Below are 14,108 nucleotides of genomic sequence, written 5' to 3' on the forward strand. Positions count from 1 at the left end.
AGGGTTTTCCCATGCCCAGCATCATCATTATAGGTTCCGGCCCGGCAGGCATTTCCGCCGCGCTGTACGCTGTCCGCGCCGGGGTGGATACCACGGTGCTCACCAAAGGCCCCGGTGCGCTGGACCGCGCCGAAAAAATTGAAAACTATTATGGCTTTGCCGAGCCGGTCTCCGGTGCGGAACTGGAACGCCGCAGCATCGAGAATGCAAAGCGCCTTGGTGTGAGATTCGTCACAGCCGAAGCCGTGGGCCTGACCTATACGGATAAACTCACCGTAGAAACAGTGGATAAAAATTACCCGGCGGACGCTGTGATCCTTGCCACGGGTGCATCCCGGGCGGTGCCGCGCATCCCGGGCCTTGCCGGGCTGGAGGGGCACGGCGTGAGCTATTGTGCCGCCTGTGACGCCTTTTTTTACCGTGGAAAGGACGTGGCGGTGCTGGGCAGCGGCGAGTATGCCCTGCACGAGGTGCAGGCCCTGCTGCCGGTGGCAAAAAGTGTTGCTCTGCTGACCAACGGCGCACCGCTGACGGCGGACTTCCCGCCGGAGGTCACAGTCCATCCGCAGGCCGTGGAGGCTGTTCTGGGCGAAACCGTTGTCACCGGCGTGCAGCTGTCCGGCGGTGTGCAGCTGCCTGTCAGCGGTGTATTTGTGGCACTGGGCGTGGCGGGCAGCACCGCACTGGCTAGGAAGATCGGCGCAGAGGTGGACGGGAACCGCATCGTGGTGGACGAAAAAATGCAGACCACCGTGCCCGGCCTGTATGCGGCGGGCGACTGCACCGGCGGCCTTCTGCAGATGGCAAAGGCCGTGTATGAGGGCGCGCAGGCGGGCACTGAAGCCGCCAAGGCCCTGCGGAAAGGATGAAAAGCAATGTCGGAAACAACAAAGGAACACCGCGATTGTCTGGCCAAAGGTTTTCCCTTCTGGAACGACCTGACACCTGACGAACAGGACATGCTCTGCCGCTACACCCGGCCGGTGCACTACGCAAAGGGGGCAAGGGTGCACAGCCCGCTGGAAAGCTGTGTGGGCATCCTGCTGCTGCGCTCGGGCCAGCTGCGGGCCTACCTGCTCTCGGAGGACGGGCGGGACGTGACGCTCTACCGCCTGTTCGGCGGGGAGGTGTGCATCCTGTCGGCCTCCTGCGTGATGGACTCGGTGAACATCGACCTGTATATTGATGCCGAAGAGGACACCGAGGCCTACTGCATCAGCGCGGGCGTTTTCCGCAGGCTGATGCAGCAGAACGTGCATGTGCGCTGCTACGCCTACCAAATGACGGCGGAGCGCTTTTCCGACAGCATGTGGACCATGCAGCAGGTGCTGTTCATGAGCGCAGACCGCAGGCTTGCCATTTTTCTTACCGATGAGCTGGCCAAGACCGGCGGTGATGAGGTACGCATGACCCACGACCAGATGGCAAAATACATGGGGTCTGCCCGCGAGGTGGTGAGCCGGATGCTGAAATACTTTGCGCAGGAGGGCTGGGTGCGGCTGTTCCGGGGCGGCGTGCAGGTGCTGGACAGGAAAAAGCTGCAGCAGCTGGCAAGAGGAGAATAACAAAAAAGGGACGATGTGAACATCACATCGTCCCTTTTTGGGTCATAGGTTATCCTTTGCAGCCCTGTTCTTCCCAGTCGCCGAAGTCGCTGGCTTCGGCGATCTTGGTGGGGTCGAATTTTCCGCTCTCGTCTTTGGGAGCAACGGCGGGGCCTGCTTCCACAGGGTTCTGGTTGGGAGCTTCCGGGTCGAACACCGGCTTCTCACCGCCCTCCGCGGGTGCCGCCGGGGCAGAGGCTTCTTCGGCAGGAGCTTCCGGCGCAGCTTCTTCTGCAGCCTTTTCGTTGGCAGCATCGGAGGCTTTGGTTTCCGCTTCGGCGTAGGCTTCGGCAGTCTTGGCGGCTTCCTCAGCGTTCTGCTCGGCGTCCTCCGGGAACTCTACTTCCTCCACATGGAGCGGGTCTTTCTGGTTCAGGATCTTGTCCAGTGCCACAATGGCAGCACCGGTAACGGCCACAGCAGCGGCCGTGCCAAGGATACGAAACAGTGTTTTCATGCCGGGACCTCCTTGAAAGATCAGATCAAGAGAATGTTACCACATCGTTCAGCGGCTTTTCGGCAGGCTCCACCGAAATGGCGGTGAGCACCGGGCCTTTGCCGCGGTAGATGTTGTGGAACTTGTAGCCTACCTTTGCGGTCACCCGCACCCATGCACGCTGCTCCAGCGCCTTGTAGCCATCGTAGCTGCAGGGGAAGCCAACGAACTGGATGTCCTGCACGCAGCAGGTCATGGCGAAACGGCCCGGCACGAAGCTGTTCTTGCCGGCACGATTGGTCTGACACACCTGTGCAAGGAATTTGACCGTTTTGCCGGTGTACTTCTGGGGCTCGTCCTGACAGTCCATATACCAGATGCCGAAATCGTCATCCGGAATGTCGATGATGTCCGCGTTGATGTCAAAGGGCAGCGGATCAGGGATATCGTCGTAGGCCACGCTGCCGTCGGCAAACTCGTAGGCGATATCGCACTTGCGGGAAGCCTGACGCACCAGCTTGTGCAGCTCCTGACGGGCGGCATCGTTGTTCACGGCCTCAGCGCGGTTGAACACGATCAGCTCACTGCGGGCGATCTTGTCCAGCAGCAGGCTGCGCATGGAGTTGTCGCGGGCGTAGGTCAGGGCGGTGGTGCCGTCGGCGGTGGCGATGCACTGGTACACGATCCAGCTCTCGGGCAGAGCCTCGGCCAGATCCTGCAGCAGCCACATGCCGTTGTACTCAATGACCACACGGCCTGCACCGGATTCCTTTTCCAGCTTGAACAGATTCTGCGGGTTCAGCTCGGCCTTGTCTTCCAGCACCTTGACGGTCACACCGGGAAAGGCGAACTTTTTGGGATTATACTCTTCTTCGCCCTCCTCGCAGATCAGCAGCAGGGTCTTGTCGCCGGAGTCGAAGTTGGGGTCTTCAAAGGTCTCCTGAATGAATTTGGTCTTGCCGCTTTCCAGAAAGCCCACAAACAGGTAGACCGGAATTTCTTTTGCCATAGGAATGGTTTCTCCTTTTTACTTTAAGCTCAGCAGCCGAACAGCTCTGCAATGGCCTTTTCGTTCAGCTTGGAGCCGATCACGACCAGCTTGCCGCCCACATCTGCACCGCGGGCACGCACTTCCCATTCGCCGGGCACATAGTCGAACTCCAGCCAGCCGTCTGCGCCGCCGTTCACGATGCCCTTGCTGCGCAGGATCATGCCGTAATTGCCGGTATCCAGCTCGGTGAGGGCGTGCTCCACTTCTGCCTTGGTGAATTTGCGGGCCGTCTCGACGCCCCAGCTGGTGAATACCTCGTCGGCATCGTGGTCATGATGATGGTGGTGATGGCCGCAGCAGCAGTGGCCGTCATGGTCGTGATGATGCTCGTGCTCGTCGTCATCATCGTCATCATCGTGGTCGTGATGGTGGCCGCAGCAGCAATGGTCATGGTCATCATGATCGTGATGATGGTGCTCATGCTCATCGTGATCATCATCTTCATCGTGATCGTGGTGATGCTCGTGCTCGTCCTCGTCGTCATCATCGTGGTCGTGATGGTGGCCGCAGCAGCAATGGTCGTGGTCGTCATGATCGTGGTGATGCTCTTCTTCCTCGTCCTCGTGGGCGTGCTCCTCATTGGCCTTTGCAGCCATGGCGATCAGCTCTGCCTTGAAGTCGTCCTTGGTGGACATGGCCTTCAGGATCTGCTCACCGGTCAGTTCGTCCCATGCGGTGGTCACGATGGTAGCGGTGGGGTTCTTCTCGCGCAGCATGGCGACCGCAGCGGCGATCTTCTCTTCGCTGGCGGTCTGGGTGCGGCTGAGCAGGATGCAGCTTGCGTGGCTGATCTGGTCGTCGTAGAACTCGCCGAAGTTCTTCATATACATCTTCACCTTGTTCACATCGGCCACGGTGACAAAGCTGTTCAGCTGCACATCCAGATGCTCGGCCACGCCTTCCACAGCGCGGGTCACATCGGAGAGCTTGCCCACGCCGGAGGGCTCGATGACGATGCGGTCGGGGTGGTACTGCTCCACCACCTGCTGCAGGGCGGTGCGGAAGTCGCCCACCAGAGAGCAGCAGATGCAGCCGGCGTTCAGCTCGTTGATCTGGATGCCGCTTTCCTTCAGAAAGCCGCCGTCAATGCCGATCTCGCCGAACTCGTTCTCGATCAGCACCACCTGCTGGCCGGCAAAGGCCTCTTTGATGAGCTTTTTGATCAGGGTAGTTTTACCGGCACCAAGGAAGCCGGAGAAAATATCGATTTTGGTCATGATTCAATTGCCTCTTTCTTCGAATAGCACACAGAGCCGCAGAGTGCTGGCTCAAAAAACTTACACTCCTATTATAACAAGGCTGTCAATGGGAAAACGGCCTTTTTCAAGAAAAAATTGTAACTTTTTTTGCAAGAAAGTTGCGTTTTCGGGGAAAAGGCGAAAAATGTTCTCTTCTTCAGCGGGCTCGCCCTCTCCGTCACCTACGGTGACACCTCTCCCAAAGGGAGAGGCCTTGGCATAATGATATACTTTGCATGGACTGCCAAAGGCTCCCACTTTGGGGGAGCTGTCGAGCGAATGCGAGACTGAGAGGGCGAGGATGCTCCCCGGCAAGCGGAGGTCATTCCAAACCGTCCCGCCCCTGCATTGCAATCTTTTTCCCGGAATGATACAATAGGACACAGAAAAATTCCCTGCCGCCGGGGGCTTTTCCGGCGGTCCGGCCATAGAAAAAAGGAAGCTGTCATTATGAGCATGAATACCGTACCCGAGCGCCTTGCCGCGCTGCGTGCCGCCATGGCTGCAAACGGCGTGGCCGTTTATCTGATCCCTGTGGGTGATCCCCACGCCAGCGAATACCTGCCCTGCCATTACACCAGCCTGACCTGGTTCTCCGGGTTCCACGGCGAGAACTCCAACTTCGTGGTCACCCGCACCGAGAGCGCCCTGTGGGCCGACGGCCGTTATTTTGTGCAGGCCGAGAAGGAAATTGCGGGTACCGAGATCAAGCTGCAGCGCATGGGGGAACCCGGCGTGCCCACCGTGGAGGAATACTGCGCAAATGCCCTGAATGAGGGCGAAGCACTGGGCCTGTGCGGCCTGACCGCCAGCACGGCCCTCGTGAACGACCTGAAAAAGGCACTGGAAAAGAAGGGCGCTTCCATCAAGACCCTGAACCTTGAGGACGAGCTGTGGACAGAGGGCCGCCCTGCCCTGCCGGATACCCCAGCGTGGATCCTGCCGAAGGAATATGCGGGCTTCTCCCCGGCGGAAAAGCTGGATCAGCTGCGCAGCAAGCTCAAGGAGCTGGGCTGCACTGCTCAGTTTGTGGGCAAGCTGGATAATCTGGCATGGCTTTTGAACCTGCGCGCCATGGACATTGAGTGCACTCCCTATGCCATGGCCTACTGCTATGTGACCCCCAGCCGCGCGGTACTCTTCATCAACACGGCCCGCGTCACCCCGGAGGCAAAGGCAGAGCTGGAAGCCAACGGCATCACGCTGGCGGAGTACGACGATGTGCTGAAGTTCCTCGCTGCTGAGACGGAACCCCAGACCGTGCTGGCCGAGTGCTCCACGGTGAACTACGCCGTGTATCAGGTGCTGGAGCAGAACCCTGCCTTCACCGTGAAGGACGGCACCGACCCGCTGCTGATGATGAAGGGCGTGAAGAACGAAACGGAGCTTGCCCACACAAAGCAGGCCCATATCCGGGACGCTGTGGCCATGGTGCGGTTCCAGATCGAGCTGGAAAGCCGCCTTGCTGCCGGTGAGACCCTGACCGAGCTGACGGTGGATGAAATTCTGCACAAGTACCGCAGTGCGGACGATAAATTCCTTGTGGAAAGCTTTGGCACCATTGCGGCCTACGGCGGCAACGCAGCCATGATGCACTACCACGCAACCCCGGAAGATCACGCTGTGCTGGAAAAGAAGGGCTTTCTGCTGGTGGACAGCGGTGCCACCTACATGGACGGCACCACCGACATCACCCGCACCTACCCGCTTGGCCCGCTGACCGAGGACGAAAAGCGCTTCTACACATGGACTCTGCAGAGCCACATCGACCTTGCCAAGGCCGTCTGGCTGGATTACTGCGAGTGTAAGATGATCGACACCATTGCCCGGGAACCGCTGTGGCGGCACCTCATCAACTACCGCTGCGGCACCGGTCACAGCGTCAGCTTTGTGGGCAATGTGCACGAAGGCCCCCACAGCCTGCGCGGCACCAACTCCGTGCTTATGCGTCCCGGCATGGTGGTCACCGACGAGCCGGGCGTTTACGAGACCGACCTCGTGGGCATCCGCATCGAGAACGAGCTGGTGTGCGTGCACAAGGCCGATAACCAGTACGGTACCTTCCTTGGTTTTGAACCGCTGATGTTCGTGCCCATTGCCACCTCTCCCATCCTGCCCGGTGTGCTGGATAAGGACGAGATCGCATGGCTGAACGATTACCACCGTCAGGTGTTTGCAAAGCTGGCACCGCACCTGAACGACGAAGAGCGCAGCTGGCTGGCGGAGAAGTGTGCCGCCATCGGCTGCTGAGAAAGCGCAAAAAACACCCGGAGCCGTGCAGGAGCCAGAGCGGCTCTCGGCGGCAGCCGGGTGCTTTTTATAGGGTCACAGCTTGCAGCAGTGCGTCTGTGGGGTGTCCAGCGGCGGAAGAGTGAACTCGTTTTCGCCAAAGGGCGAACGCAGGATGGCCGCCCGCGTTTCCGGGTAGATGCCAAGTTCGGTGTAGATGTCCCGGTACAGGAGCATCACCCGCCGCCGCAGCCGAAGGATGTCGGCGGTGGTCACTCTGGAGTGGGAGACGCTCTGGCTGTTCTGCAGGTAGTAATAGCCGATGTCCGGGATGGAAACGGCGGTGCGCACATAGCGCAGATATTCGGTGTTGAACAGCTGATCCTCCGCAAACAATTCTTTGCGGAAATGGAGGCTGTGCTTCCGCAGGAGGTCACGGCGGTAGAGCTTGTTGCAGGGACTGCCATAGTAGAAGGTGTTCGGCTTCTGGATCAGATGCTTTGCGTACTCCTGTCCGGTGTACACCCCGGCAGGCAGATAGCCATAGGCCCGGGTGCGGGGCGGATTGCGCTGGAGCACATGCTGCAGTGCCTTTTCCCATGGGCGGATGTGCTCCACATAGTTTTCCGGGTACACCATCCAGAAGGGCGCGATCACAAGATCGGCGGTGTGGGCCTCGGCGGCGGAGACCAGCTTTTCCGTAAAATCGGGGGCCAGCCAGTCGTCGCTGTCCACAAACTGGATGTATTTGCCGTGGGCCAGCGCAATGCCCTGATTGCGGGTATCCGCTGCGCCGGTGTTGGTTTTATCCACCAGTGCAATGCGGTGGTCGCTGGCGGAAAGGGCGCGGCAGACGGCAAGGGTGTCGTCGGTGGAGCCATCGTTCAGCAGCAGGATCTCAATGCTTTTATAAGTCTGGGCGCAGATGCTTTTGACACAGCGGGCAATGCACCCGGCAGTGTTGTACATGGGCACGATGATGCTTACAAGGGGAAATTCCATAGGTTCTCCTTTTCTCAGATGCGGCTGTGGGTGCGGGCAAATGCGTCGGAAAGCTTCTGCACCGGGCCGTTGGGCAGAGGGCTTTCAAACAGGCTCAGATAGATGCCGTGCAGCCGCAGGCGGAATTTATCGTACACGCCCAGCTGGATGCACAGTTCCTTGTAAGTGTGGTACATCCGGCTGCGGTGGCGCAGCATGTCCGCCGCGCTCACCTGCGTATGGCATACGCTCTGCGGGTTCTGGATGTAGCAGTAGGCGGCTTCGTCGATGGCGGCAAACCGCTGTGCCACCTGCAGATACCGGGTATTGAACAGCTGGTCCTCGGCGTATACCACATGCTCGAACCGGATGTGCGCCATCTGGATGAGATCCCGGCGGTAGAGCTTGTTCCAGAGCACGCCGTAGTAAAAGGCAGCGGCATTGCCGGTGAGCTGCCACAGGTAATCCACCTTGTTGTACACCCCGGCGGGCAGCAGGCTGTACTCCCGGGTGTCATAGCCGCCATCCTTGCGGGGCACCATCATCCGGTAGGGAGCCAGCACAAGGTCGGCATGGCTGCGCTGCATAGCAGCCACCAGGTTTGCGGTGCAGCCCGGCAGCAGGTGATCGTCGCTGTCCGCAAACTGGATGTATTCGCCGTGGGCAAGGGCAAGGCCGCAGCTGCGGGTGTCTGCTGCGCCGGTGTTGGGCTTGTCCACCACACGGATGCGGCTGTCGGCGGCAGCAAGCTTCCGGCAGACAGCAAGGGTGTCGTCGGTGGAGCCGTCGTTCAGCAGAAGGATCTCAAGCTCCGGGTAGCTCTGGGATGTGATGCTCTCCACACAGCGGGAGATGAAGCCCGCCGCGTTATAGGCGGGCACAATAACGCTGACAAGCGGCTGCGGCATGGCGGGTCCCTCCGTTTTTTCTTTTTTCGATGCAGCAAAGTTTTATTTATCATACTCCAGCCCTGCGCAAAAATCAAGGCGGGCGGCTGGCGGAAAGGAGAATGTGAGATGGTATTTCACATTGCGGTATGCAGCCCGGACGCGGCCTTGCGCAGCGGGCTGGAACGCCAGTGCATGGAATATTTTGCCCGGCGGCAGGATGCGTGCATCGTGCAGCAGCTGCCGGATGCAGATGCGCTGCTGCGCCGGGACACCGATGGAGAACGGTTTGACCTGTATCTCATCGAGCTGGGCGCTGTAGCGGCTCCGGCAGGGCTTTCGGCGGCTGCGGAGCTGCGCCGCCGGGGCCGCAGGGCTCCGCTGGCCTTTGCGGCCCGCACACCGGCCCACGCCTACAGCGCTTTCCGGGTGGATGCCATGCAGTATCTGCTTCTGCCGGTGCACCAGCAGGAGCTTTCGGCCCTGCTTGCCCGCGCCACCGAGCCGGAGTACGGCCCGGCAATGACCGTTGTCACCGCCGAAGGCCTGCGGGCGCTGGCCTATGCGCAGATCGAATATCTGGAGTGCACCCACCATGTGGTGCACTTCCATCTGCTCAGCGGCGAGGATGTAGTGTCCCTTTCGCTGCGGGTGTCCTTTGCCGAGGTAGCAAAGCCGCTGCTGGAAGACGGGCGTTTTTTGCAGCCGCACCGCTCCTATGTGGTCAATCTGGCGGCGGCACAGCTGCTGACGGCGGGCGAGCTGCAGATGTGCAGCGGTGCGCGCATCCCCATCCCGCGCGGACGGGAGGGTGCAGTGCGCGAAGCCTTCCGCAGCTGGATCGACCGGTAAAATGGCAAACAAAAAAGAGCCGCTTTCACGGCTCTTTTTTTCGTGCCCGGAGGTCAGGCATCGGGTTCGGTTTTGTGTTTCTTTTCCTTGTCGGAAGCATCCAGAACACCAAAGCCCCAGTGGTTGGCCATGTCCATGATGATCTTCTGGGGAGAACCGGAGGGATAGGCGTTCTCGGAGAACGCGGTCAGGAATTTATACAGCTGTGGCTGCACCTGATCGTACAGGCCCAGCTTTGTGTACAGCTCCTTGTAATAGCGGAACACCTGCAGTTTGTTCTGCACGATGGAAGCCAGATTGATCTGGGTGTGGCAGATGCTCTGGGGGTTCTGCACATAGTGGTAGCCCGCTTTGGAAATGGATACGAAAACATTGGCGTACAAAATGTATTCCAGGTTGAAAACCAGGTCTTCGGCCCAGCGCACCTCGCTGGTGAACTGCAGATGATGGTCTGCCAGAATATCCCGGCGGTAGAGCTTGTTCCACAGCACGCTGTAGAAGAAGGATGCGGGCTTCTCCATCAGGCGCAGGGCAAAGGTATCGCGGTCGTAGATGCCCTCGGGCAGGAAGCCGTATTCACGGATATCATCGGGCTTTTTCTCGGCATCGATGCCAAGGTTCTCCTGCAGGTTTTCCAGTGCCTGCGTGGCCTTGGAAGAGTTGGCGGGAATCACCATCCAGTAAGGTGCAATGACCAGATCAGCGTTGTTCGCTTCGGCGGCAGTCACCAGCCGCTCAGTAAAATCAGGGTCGAGATAATCGTCGCTGTCCACAAACTGCACATACTTGCCCCTTGCAAGGGACATGCCGCAGTTGCGGGTCTCCGACACACCGGAATTGGATTTGTCCACCAGAACGATGCGGGGGTCCTTTTCACGGAATTGCTCACAGATGGAAAAGCTTTCGTCCCGGGACCCGTCGTTGACCAGAATGACCTCGATATTCTTCCATGTCTGGGCACAAATGCTCTCCAGACAGCGGGCAACACTATTCTGCACGTTGTACACAGGCACGATAATGCTGACGAGTGGGTTGTTCATGACGGAAGGTCTCCTCTTTACGGATATTATACCTTTATATTAAAAATCACAGAGTGTATTCTCACAAATGAGGACACTTCCCCCTTGGGGCAGTCCTATTTATAATATCATACTCTTCTTGCGCACAAAATGCAAGAGCAAAGAAGGATCAGATAAAGAAAAGAACCGCACGCTGCGGCCCTTTTTTCTTACACACGTGTCCAGTCCAGCGCATCCCACCGGGGCACGAACTGGCTGCAGATGCGGCGCATCTCCGGCTCGTCGGCGGCAGAGGTGCGGTCTGCAATGCCAATGACGTAATACCCGGCCTTGTGGGCGGTGGCGGCGGCGTATACGGCATCCTCGCACACGGCGCAGGCGGCGGGATCTGCACCGCCCAGACGGCTCATGCACTCAAAGAACACCTCCGGGCGGCTTTTGTGCAGCACGCCCTGCGCTTCCACGATGAAGGAGAAATACTGCGCGATGCCCAGCCGGGTAAGCACGGTGCGGCACTGTTCGGCCCAGGTGTTGGAGCAGATGCACATGCGTGCGCCCTCGGCCTGCAGCTTTGCCAGCATCGTGCGCACGCCGGGTTTCAGCTCCACGGTCTCGTACAATTCGGCGATCACCTCGCGCATCACGGAAAAATAGCTTTCCTCGGTCAGCGGCAGGCCGTACTCCCGGATCAGATACTGTGCGCCCTCCTGCATTCCCATGTTCAGCAGTGTGGCGCGCAGATCCCCCCGCGGGGTGCGGCCATAGCGGCGCAGCAGTGCGTCGGGGGCACCCTCCCACACCACGGTCATGCTGTCGGTCAGGGTGCCGTCCATATCAAAGATCCATTGCTTGCAGTGCATTAGAATGCCTCCTTTTGAAATCCTGACAAGTATACCATGTTTCTTTGCCGGGAGAAAGGCATCAATTTACAAAAAACGGAAGAAATCTCTCTGGAAATATGCTATAATCTGAACAAAACCGGAAACGATCAAAGGAGGCGGATGCAATGGATGAACGCAGTGCTCCGTGCAAAGCTCTGGTGCTGGCGGGCGGCGGAGCCAGGGGCAGCTATCAGGTGGGTGTGTGGCGCGCGCTGATGGAGCTGGACTGGCACCCGCAGATCATTACCGGCACCAGCGTTGGCAGCCTGAACGGTGCCATGTTCGTGCTGGACCAGTACGAGACGGCCCGCGATATGTGGCTGGCCATCCGCAGCAAGGATGTGATGGAGCTGCCGGAGGAGGATGCCGACCTTTCGGCCCTGCACCAGTTCCTGCGCAGCGTGGTGAAAGCCGGCGGCATGGATGTGACCCCGCTGGAAGAGATCGTGGAGCGGGTTCTGGACGAGGATGCCCTGCGCGCGGCTCCCATCCGCTTCGGCCTTGTCACTGTGGAGCAGCGGGGCTTAAAGCCCCGGGAGCTGACGCTGGACGAGATCCCGGCAGGAAAGGTCAAGGACTACCTGATGGCCTCCGCTGCCTGCTTCCCGGCGCTGCGTGCGCGGGAGATCGACGGGGTCAAGTTTCTGGATGGCGGCTACAGCGACAACATGCCCACCGGCCTTGCCAAACGCATGGGCGCGGATGAACTGGTGTGCGTCGATCTGGAAGGCGTGGGCATCACCCGCCCCAACCTCACCGGCCTGCCCACCGTGATGGTGCGCAGCTACTGGGAGCTGGGCGATATCCTGCACTTTGACCCCGACACCGCCCGCCGCAACATCGAGCTGGGCTACTATGATACCCGCCGCGCTATGGGATATCTGCGGGGGTGTGCCTATGCTGTCTCCTGTGATGCCCAGAGCTGCGCGGACGCTGCTGCGTTCCACGCAAAATTTGAGCGGGTGCAAAAGGCCGTGCGGGAGAAATACCCGGTCACCCTGACGGCGGATGCGGCCCTGCTGCTGGCCAAGATGAAGGATGCCGACCTTGCCCCGCTGGAAGCCGCCGCGGAAGATGCCGGTGTGGACCCGGCCCATTACTACACCACCCATACTTTGTGCGATGCATTCCTTGCAAAGTGCGATCAGGCACGGATGCAGAGCTTTGCACCGCTGTTTGAGGGCAGTGCCGATGCGGCGCGGGCCGCACTGGCCGCGCTGCTGCCCAATACCTTTTTGCAGGCGCTGGTCTGGCGCACCCTGACCACGCCGGAAGCCGAGCTTTTGCCGGAGGTGACCGAACATGAAAGTGTATAAAGGTTCCTGCGCTTCTCCCGGCCTTGTGCTGGGGCAGGTGAGCCGTCTGGAGCACCATGTGGAGACCACGACCGTGGGCCCCTTTAAACCGTCCCGGGAGCTGCAGCTGCTCACCGATGCCATCCGCACCGCACAGGACGAGCTGGAATCCATGGCAGACCGTGCCGCACCCAGCGAGCAGGCCATCTTCCAGTTCCAGAGCATGATGCTGGACGACGAGGGCATGATGAACGAGGTGCGCTTCTGCATCAATGCAGGCATTGGCGCGGCAGCGGCCATGAATCAGGTGGGCCAGCGCTACGCTGACCAGCTGGCCAACATGAAGGATAACCCCTACATGCAGCTGCGCAGTGTGGATATCCTCGACGCAAGCCGCCGGGTCATCAACATCATCACCAACCGCCCCCGCATGTGGCTGGCGCTGGATCACCCGGTGATCCTTGCCGCAGAGCGGCTGATGCCCACCGACCTGTTCAGCGTGCCCTCCGGCATGATTTTAGGCATCATCACGGCAGAGGGCAGCGGCCAGAGCCACGCGGCCATCATTGCCCGGGCAATGAATATCCCGGGCATCGTGCAGGTGGGCCGGGATTTTCTGGACGACTGCGACGGCCGCACCGTGATTCTGGATGCCACCGGGGGCCAGTGCACGCTGGACCCGGACGCTGCCGCCCGCCAGCAGGCCGAGACCCGCATCTGCGAGCTGCAGCGGGAGAACGAAGAGATGGGGCAGCTGCATGCTCTGCCCAGCAGGACAAAGGACGGCCAGCCCTTTGAGCTGCTGGCCAACTGCTTTGGGCCGGAGGACATCGACACGGCCATGCAGTCCGGTGCACAGGGCGTGGGCCTGCTGCGCACCGGCTACATGATGCTGCCGGGCCGCATTCTGGACGAGCAGGAACAGTATTTCTTCTACTGCTCCTGTCTTGCTGCCGCCAAGGGCTGCCCGGTAACGGTGCGCACCTTCGACTTTGGCTCAGACCGCACCATTTCCGACGCCTATCAGGGCCTGCAGTCTTCCAAGCTTGGCCTGCGGGGCATCCGCAACAGTCTGCGCCAGCCCCACCAGTTCGAGACGCAGCTCTGTGCGCTGCTGCGCGCCGCCGCCCGCGGCCCGCTGCGGGTGATGTTCCCCATGGTGACGAATGTAGAGGACTGGGACGCAGCCATGCGTGTGGTGGAGCGCTGCCGCGAGCACCTGCGGGAGCGCGGCGTGGCGTTCAACGAAGATACAAAGTTCGGCGTGATGCTCAGCGTACCCGCTGCCTGCCTGACCGCTGAGGAATTTGTAGAGCACGGGGTCGATTTTCTTGTGGTCGGCACCAACGACCTGACCCAGTATACCCACGCGGCAGACCGGGAGCTTGCTAGCGCCGAGCACTACTACCGTCCGGCCAGCAAGGCCATGAAAAAGCTCATCACCATGGTGATGGATGCCGCAAAGGTTCGCAATGTGCCGGTGACCATCTGCGGCCTTGCGGTGGGCAACCAAGCCAACACGGTGCAGTATTTGCAGCTGGGCCTGCGCAGCTTCTCGGTGAGTCCGCAGAACCTTTTGAATGTGAAGAAAGCTCTGCTGGAAGCAGAGACATAAACCCTGAAAATAACAAAAAA

13 protein-coding genes are annotated in these 14,108 nt (G+C 60.0%); 6 read left to right on the plus strand and 7 right to left on the minus strand.

Features of this window, described 5'->3' with window-relative positions; all coding sequences use genetic code 11:
• Positions 1-11 precede the first annotated feature (11 nt).
• Together ACGHUK_RS00670 and ACGHUK_RS00675 are read left to right on the plus strand one after the other, a co-directional pair.
• A complete protein-coding gene (locus tag ACGHUK_RS00670) occupies positions 12-869 on the plus strand; it encodes an NAD(P)/FAD-dependent oxidoreductase (RefSeq protein ID WP_223388366.1) in 858 nt (285 codons plus the stop codon).
• A 6-nt stretch (positions 870-875) separates the two neighbouring features.
• Positions 876-1,565 (plus strand): Crp/Fnr family transcriptional regulator, encoded by a 690-nt coding sequence (locus tag ACGHUK_RS00675; protein ID WP_005943776.1) that lies wholly within the window; start codon positions 876-878, stop codon positions 1,563-1,565.
• 49 nt (positions 1,566-1,614) lie between these two features.
• Here the strand turns inward: ACGHUK_RS00675 and ACGHUK_RS00680 are convergent, their stop codons facing one another.
• The 3 genes from ACGHUK_RS00680 to ACGHUK_RS00690 are packed head-to-tail and all read right to left on the minus strand — an operon-like array spanning position 1,615 to position 4,308.
• The gene (locus tag ACGHUK_RS00680) at positions 1,615-2,061 is read right to left on the minus strand and encodes a hypothetical protein (protein ID WP_005943772.1); all 447 of its coding nucleotides are present in this window, start codon (positions 2,059-2,061) and stop codon (positions 1,615-1,617) included.
• Positions 2,062-2,086: 25 nt separating this feature from the next.
• Positions 2,087-3,049 (minus strand): outer membrane insertion C- signal, encoded by a 963-nt coding sequence (locus ACGHUK_RS00685; protein WP_390574600.1) that lies wholly within the window; start codon positions 3,047-3,049, stop codon positions 2,087-2,089.
• 29 nt (positions 3,050-3,078) lie between these two features.
• A complete protein-coding gene (locus ACGHUK_RS00690) occupies positions 3,079-4,308 on the minus strand; it encodes a CobW family GTP-binding protein (protein WP_332375798.1) in 1,230 nt (409 codons plus the stop codon).
• Positions 4,309-4,779: 471 nt separating this feature from the next.
• On the opposite strand from ACGHUK_RS00690, the gene ACGHUK_RS00695 reads away from it, so the two are divergent.
• The gene (locus ACGHUK_RS00695; protein ID WP_390574601.1) at positions 4,780-6,579 is read left to right on the plus strand and encodes an aminopeptidase P family N-terminal domain-containing protein; all 1,800 of its coding nucleotides are present in this window, start codon (positions 4,780-4,782) and stop codon (positions 6,577-6,579) included.
• A gap of 75 nt (positions 6,580-6,654) precedes the next feature.
• On the opposite strand, the gene ACGHUK_RS00700 is transcribed toward ACGHUK_RS00695, so the two are convergent.
• Positions 6,655-7,560, minus strand: coding sequence for a glycosyltransferase family 2 protein (locus ACGHUK_RS00700; protein ID WP_390574602.1), 906 nt, complete (start codon positions 7,558-7,560; stop codon positions 6,655-6,657).
• Positions 7,561-7,574: 14 nt separating this feature from the next.
• Positions 7,575-8,447, minus strand: coding sequence for a glycosyltransferase (locus ACGHUK_RS00705; protein WP_097774548.1), 873 nt, complete (start codon positions 8,445-8,447; stop codon positions 7,575-7,577).
• 108 nt (positions 8,448-8,555) lie between these two features.
• On the opposite strand from ACGHUK_RS00705, the gene ACGHUK_RS00710 reads away from it, so the two are divergent.
• Positions 8,556-9,278, plus strand: a complete 723-nt coding sequence (locus ACGHUK_RS00710) for a LytTR family DNA-binding domain-containing protein (protein WP_005943753.1) — start codon at positions 8,556-8,558, stop codon at positions 9,276-9,278.
• A gap of 53 nt (positions 9,279-9,331) precedes the next feature.
• Here ACGHUK_RS00710 and ACGHUK_RS00715 read toward each other — a convergent pair whose 3' ends face one another.
• Both ACGHUK_RS00715 and ACGHUK_RS00720 read right to left on the minus strand, forming a co-directional pair.
• Complete coding sequence (locus ACGHUK_RS00715; protein WP_120080428.1) at positions 9,332-10,318, minus strand: glycosyltransferase; 987 nt, start codon at positions 10,316-10,318, stop codon at positions 9,332-9,334.
• 188 nt (positions 10,319-10,506) lie between these two features.
• Entirely contained in the window at positions 10,507-11,157 is a 651-nt protein-coding gene (locus ACGHUK_RS00720) for an HAD family phosphatase (RefSeq protein WP_097781135.1), read from the minus strand.
• A 146-nt stretch (positions 11,158-11,303) separates the two neighbouring features.
• Between ACGHUK_RS00720 and ACGHUK_RS00725 the strand changes: the two genes are divergently transcribed.
• Positions 11,304-12,494 carry a patatin-like phospholipase family protein gene (locus tag ACGHUK_RS00725; RefSeq protein WP_097774552.1) on the plus strand — a complete coding sequence of 397 codons (1,191 nt, stop codon included), beginning with the start codon at positions 11,304-11,306 and terminating at the stop codon, positions 12,492-12,494.
• Positions 12,481-14,088, plus strand: a complete 1,608-nt coding sequence (locus ACGHUK_RS00730; RefSeq protein ID WP_097781137.1) for a phosphoenolpyruvate--protein phosphotransferase — start codon at positions 12,481-12,483, stop codon at positions 14,086-14,088. The genes ACGHUK_RS00725 and ACGHUK_RS00730 overlap by 14 nt, the downstream gene beginning before the upstream one ends.
• Positions 14,089-14,108: the final 20 nt, after the last annotated feature.

The sequence above is a fragment of the Faecalibacterium sp. i25-0019-C1 genome (assembly GCF_042854225.1).
In the GTDB taxonomy this organism is placed as follows: domain Bacteria; phylum Bacillota; class Clostridia; order Oscillospirales; family Ruminococcaceae; genus Faecalibacterium; species Faecalibacterium taiwanense.